Annotated in this window: 5 protein-coding genes; 4 read left to right on the top strand and 1 reads right to left on the bottom strand. The window is 37.2% G+C overall.

Annotated features, from left to right (window positions below):
• Positions 1 to 212 precede the first annotated feature (212 nt).
• A complete protein-coding gene (locus LJE12_RS19090) occupies positions 213 to 1,685 on the top strand; it encodes a transposase (RefSeq protein WP_227226575.1) in 1,473 nt (490 codons plus the stop codon).
• 165 nt (positions 1,686 to 1,850) lie between these two features.
• Here the strand turns inward: LJE12_RS19090 and LJE12_RS19085 are convergent, their stop codons facing one another.
• Positions 1,851 to 2,366 carry a DUF2798 domain-containing protein gene (locus LJE12_RS19085; protein WP_025580908.1) on the bottom strand — a complete coding sequence of 172 codons (516 nt, stop codon included), beginning with the start codon at positions 2,364 to 2,366 and terminating at the stop codon, positions 1,851 to 1,853.
• A 420-nt stretch (positions 2,367 to 2,786) separates the two neighbouring features.
• On the opposite strand from LJE12_RS19085, the gene LJE12_RS19080 reads away from it, so the two are divergent.
• From LJE12_RS19080 to LJE12_RS19070, 3 genes are all read left to right on the top strand, one after another.
• Entirely contained in the window at positions 2,787 to 3,179 is a 393-nt protein-coding gene (locus LJE12_RS19080) for a VOC family protein (protein ID WP_019163158.1), read from the top strand.
• Between the two features lie 95 nt (positions 3,180 to 3,274).
• The gene (locus LJE12_RS19075) at positions 3,275 to 5,056 is read left to right on the top strand and encodes a sensor histidine kinase (RefSeq protein WP_227226574.1); all 1,782 of its coding nucleotides are present in this window, start codon (positions 3,275 to 3,277) and stop codon (positions 5,054 to 5,056) included.
• On the top strand, positions 5,038 to 5,391 hold the full coding sequence (locus LJE12_RS19070; RefSeq protein ID WP_173700262.1) for a response regulator: 354 nt from the start codon (positions 5,038 to 5,040) through the stop codon (positions 5,389 to 5,391). The genes LJE12_RS19075 and LJE12_RS19070 overlap by 19 nt, the downstream gene beginning before the upstream one ends.
• The last annotated feature ends 19 nt before the right edge of the window (positions 5,392 to 5,410 follow it).

The following is a 5,410-nucleotide window of genomic DNA, read 5'->3' as shown; positions in this document are numbered from 1 at the left end:
GGTAATATGTTTTTTATACCACGAATAGAATTTTTTCATTTGTTCCCTCCTCTTTATTTTCATTTCCTGTAGGCGTTTGCGAAACGCCACAAGCCGCATAAATACGGCATTTTTTGTTACCTATAAACAAATAACTCCTCACCGGATATGGTATAATAGAGTTGACTAAAAACTATAAACCTACATCCAAGAAAGGAGTTATTCTGATACTTATGATACCATATAAACAGCTTTCTTTGGCAGATATTTTTTCAGATTGCCATGAAAAATTTGAAAATGACAAACCTGCTTTTCTTTCTCTATTAGAAACCCATATCGATATTGATGAGTTAATTCCGATTTCTTTTAGAAATCATTTCTATGCATCGACGGGCAGAACCCGTAAATACCCTTTGCAAGCTTTTCTGTGGGCTTTGATTATTCAACGTATTTTCTCTATCCCTACGGATCAGCTTCTCCTGACTTTTCTCGCTTACTCAAAATCACTTCGGGAATTCTGTGGTTTTACTAAAGTCCCAGACGCTTCCAAAATCACCCGATTCAAACAGGATTTTTTAGATGACCTCCAGCTTGTTTTCGATAACCTTGTTGATGTTACCGAGCCTATCTGTCAGGCGATTGACTCTGCAAAAGCGGATATGACCATCTTTGATTCTTCCGGCATAGAAGCATTTGTTACCGAAAATAATCCCAAGTATGCTAACAGGATCATCAAACAGCTTAAGGCATACGCGAAAGCTCAGGGCTTTGATAAATCCTATGATCCTTATAAAGCTGCCTATGGTTCCATGCCTTCTCATGCTTCTGCTAATCCTGAGATTAAGCAGCTCTATATCAATGGGCATTTTTACTATGTCTTCAAGTTCGGCATTGTCACTAACGGATTGGGCATCATCCGCCACATATCTTTTTATAACAAAAACTTTATGGCTTCACATCCTGATATCGTTGTCGAAAAGAAATCCGATTCCCCTGACGAAGATAAATGTGTTCATGATTCAAAGCTTTTAATCCCCACACTTAAGGACTTCTTTTCCAAGCATCCTTTGATTAATCCAAAAACCTTCCTGGGTGATGCTGCTTTCGATACCGCACAACTCTATAAGAGCCTTCTTACCGGTGACACTTTTGGTAATGACAAACATTTCTCGAAAGCTTATATTCCGCTGAATGCAAGATCCGGACTTGAAAATCTGGATTATTCCATCAATGAAGATGGTATTCCGTGTTGTCCCCATGATCCTTCTTTACAAATGAAGTACGAAGGCACTTCCAAACTTCACAGTGGAGTAACAAGATATAAATTTGTCTGTCCAAGAATGAAATGGATTTATGATAAATCAACTCAAAAATCCCATCGTCATTGTTTCTGTGACAACCCTTGTACTTCTTCTAAATGTGGGCGGATGGTCTACATCTACCCGGAAAAGGATCTTCGTGCTTATCCCGGAACGATCCGCGGCACCGAAAAATGGGATGATACCTATAAAATCAGGACTGTTGTCGAAAGAGATATCAACCACATCAAAGACAATCTCTGTCTTGCAGGACGCCGAACCCAAAATGAGAGGACTCTGCATGCTGATCTGATTCTTGCCGGGATCACACAACTTATTACTGTTGTTCTCGCAGATAAGATCAATCACCACGAATATATTCGAAGCATAAAACCACTCATAGCTTAGGACTTACCACTTTCATAAAGTCCATAGCTTATTAAAGTGCGCCTAACATGTGCGATTATCCATTTTTCATTCCACAAGTCGTGCTCTTCGCGAATTCTTCCTTGTTTTGGTTCAAGGTTACGAACGAGCACCGCGAGTTTCGCAATTACCTATTATTATATGGACTTATTCCGCAAATCCTTGCTGTTCCATTTCATGTTCTATTTTACCTTCATTTTCCTGACTTGCTGATACGAACAGGTGACGGAATACGAATCTGCAGAATGGTCCGACAACCAGGATCTGCAGTGGGTAGGCTATGATGAAGTTCAGGCAGATGGTCTGGAGCCAGATGAAGATGAGATTTGAAGTGATTCCTGAAGATTCGATGGTTCCAAGCAGGCTCATCAGCGGTACCATTGTGCAGACGGTGAAGGTCTGGATGCAGAGGATGATGAAGATCGGGCGGTCAGTTGGTTTGGCTACGCGGAACGCGAAATATTTGGATGTTTTGCTGGCGATGAAGAATGCGCAGAGGAATCCGATGAACCATTCCAGCGGAAAAGAATGCAGTGCGTGACTGAATGTAGCCGCCTGAAGTCCACCGGTGTGGATAGCGACGTTATAAACGCCCATGATAAAGATTATACAGCCGGATGTGATAAGGGTGAAAATAAATTCCTGAAATTTTGTTTTTGGCATAGTTAAGCCCTCCTCATAAAATAATAAAAAACTCCATATAAACGCAAAAATGCCGCCTACCCGTCTGACAATGGATAAGCGACATTTTTTGTCGTATTTATTCTATCAGTTATTGGGATTCTATGTCATGGGAATTTTGCACAAAATATAATCGTGAAATAATAGCTTTAGAGTCTTTTTGACAAAGGGATAGGAACGTTTATTCATGGATGAGGATAAAATAAAGTATAAATAGAAGTTACAAATTCACTTGACAACCGAATAATTTTCTGCGTATATTGTAAAAAAATGAGATATTCAGTGACTGAGAAGTCTGATTATGGTTACTGGTTATTGCGTTCTCAGTAACGGATTATGAAAAGCAGTCTGACATAACGAGCGACAAAAAGTCACAAGGATCAGCAGAAAGGGGCAAAAACTATGGATTTAAAGAACTACTCAACAGGGGTACAGCACATTGGAATTCCGACAAATGACATTGGTAAAACAGTAGAATTTTATCACAAATTAGGTTTTGAAACAGCATTTGAGACAGTAAATGAGGAAGCAAACGAGAAGGTTGTTTTCCTGAAACTGGGAACTCTGGTAGTGGAGACTTATGAGAACCATGCAGCGAAAATGGAGCATGGCGCGATCGATCATGTTGCACTTGACGTAAAAGATATTGAAGAGATTTTCCAGTATATCAATGAAGCTGGTTTAAATTCTACACAAGATACCATTCATTTCCTGCCATTCTGGGAAAATGGAGTGAAGTTCTTTACAATTGAAGGACCGAATAAGGAGAAGGTGGAATTTAGTCAGTATCTGTAAATAAAAAGGAAATAATCATTAAGGGTCGATACATTGACGGAAACAGTGTATCGGCTTTTTTGGTAATGTTGGATTAATAAGTGGGGGTGGTGCGAATGCGTAAAAAATATCATGAGCTGTCTTTGGCGAAAAAATTTTCTCTTACAAGTATTGGCTTCTTTTTTCTCACAATCCTTGTATTAACTGTATTGATTCAGTTTTTATACGAAAAATCAGTATTAAATATCACCAGCGAAAGCTATAAGGAAAAGTTTGAGATAGTGTCTGATAACAGTCAGAGTATATTAGAGAATTCGGGAAAGATAGCTAAGGTAATATTAACAGATGAAGCAATACAAAACTGGTTTTTACAGGATTCTGAGGAATCAGCAGATCAGTTAAAATATAAAATGCAGGTAGAGAAACGTCTGGATTATTTGGATGCATTGTATCCAGATAAACAGTATAGCAGTATTTCTGTTTTTGACTCATATGGACATATGGTAAATTCTAACAGTATTCGATCTGAGACATCAAAATACGAACAGTTTTTTAACATAATAAAAGAGAATTATAACGTAAAATGGTTGGATTTATATGAAGTATCCCTGGGAGATTATGAGAAAAATGGAATTGGTTATATCAGATATTATAGAGATTACGATTCGGGACTTATTAAAGGATATGTTCTTATAGAATATCAGTCGCCACTTCTGATAAATAATTTTGCACATATCAGATATGGGGAGACAGGCAGTTATCTGATTGCTGATACAGATGGAAACAAAAAAATAGAAAATGATCAGGATGTATCAGGAAATATTTCGGAAGAAGAGTATTTTCAATGGGCTGAAGATAATAAAAAAGGAGGAAAAGTATTCAGGATTGACGGTAAAAGATATCTTGTGACAGCGTCAGTAATCCCTACACTGGATTGGCTTATGATTGGTCTGACACCAGTGAATGAACTTACAAAAGCCGGGAAAGCGATGACACAGATTATTTATGTAGTAGGAATTATTGCTGCTTTAATCAGCACATTTTTCAGCCTGAGGGTTTCTCACAGTGTAACAAAGCCTTTGATATATTTGACAGATACCATGAAAAAATTTGGAAAAGGAGATCTTTCTGTACGTGTTCCTGTATTGTATGAGGATGAAATTGGAATATTATCGGAAGAGTTTAATAAGATGTCTGAACAAATCAGGCAGCTGGTTGATCAGGTATATAGAGAGCAACGGGCAAAAAGAAAATCTGAGCTTGCAGCACTTCAGGCACAGATTAATCCACATTTCTTATATAATACATTGAATAGTGTAAGTTCGCTTATCAAAATGAATTGTCCGGATGAAGCATTTATCATGATTCAGGCGATTGGTACATTTTATAGAACTTCACTTAGCGATGGAAAAACATTAATACCGCTGGAACAGGAAATAACAAATATAGAGAATTATATAAAAATACAGAAAGTCAGATATGGAAATAAAATAGAATATGAGATTGATATAGAAAATGAAATTTTGCAGGAGTGGATTGTAAAACTGACACTTCAGCCATTGATAGAAAATTCTATATATCATGGTATAAAGGAAATGAGGGGAAAAGGAATTATCCGAATCAAAGGATGGAAAGAGAAGAATAAGGTTTTTATTCAGGTGTCAGATAATGGGCTTGGAATTCCAGAAGAAAAATTAGAAGAACTGTTTAGTAAAGATTACAGAGAAAAAGGCTCAGCATTTGGATTATTTAATATTCAACAAAGATTGCAGATTTATTTTGGAAAAGAATATGGTCTTACAGTAGAAAGTAAACTGAGTCAGGGAACGAAGGCAACAGTGTGCATTCCTGTAGATTTTAAGAGAGAAGAGGATAGAAAATGCGGGTATTCCTTGTAGATGATGAATTTTTGCAGAGAGCGTTAGTGAAAAAAACAGTTGACTGGAATAGTCTGGGTATGGAAATATGCGGAGAAGCAGAAGACGGAGAAGAAGCATTAAAGAAAATTTTGGAAGAAAAGCCGGATATTTTAATTATGGATATTAATATTCCATATATGAATGGAATTGAAGTATCTAAAAAAGTAAAGGTTATTTTTCCAGAAATACAAGTAATTATATTGACCGCTTATGGTGAATTTGAATATGCAAGGGAGGCACTTTCTTTTGGAGCAGTCAGTTTTGTGCTGAAACCGTTGGACCCCAATGTGGTCAACTTAAGCCCAGAACATTGATATTTCAATATTTCTGGGC

This window comes from Blautia sp. DFI.6.71 (genome assembly GCF_020593585.1).
In the GTDB taxonomy this organism is placed as follows: Bacteria; Bacillota; Clostridia; order Lachnospirales; family Lachnospiraceae; genus Blautia_A; species Blautia_A wexlerae.
Note: the sequence above shows the minus strand (reverse complement) of the source record. Positions and strands in the feature narration are given on the sequence as shown.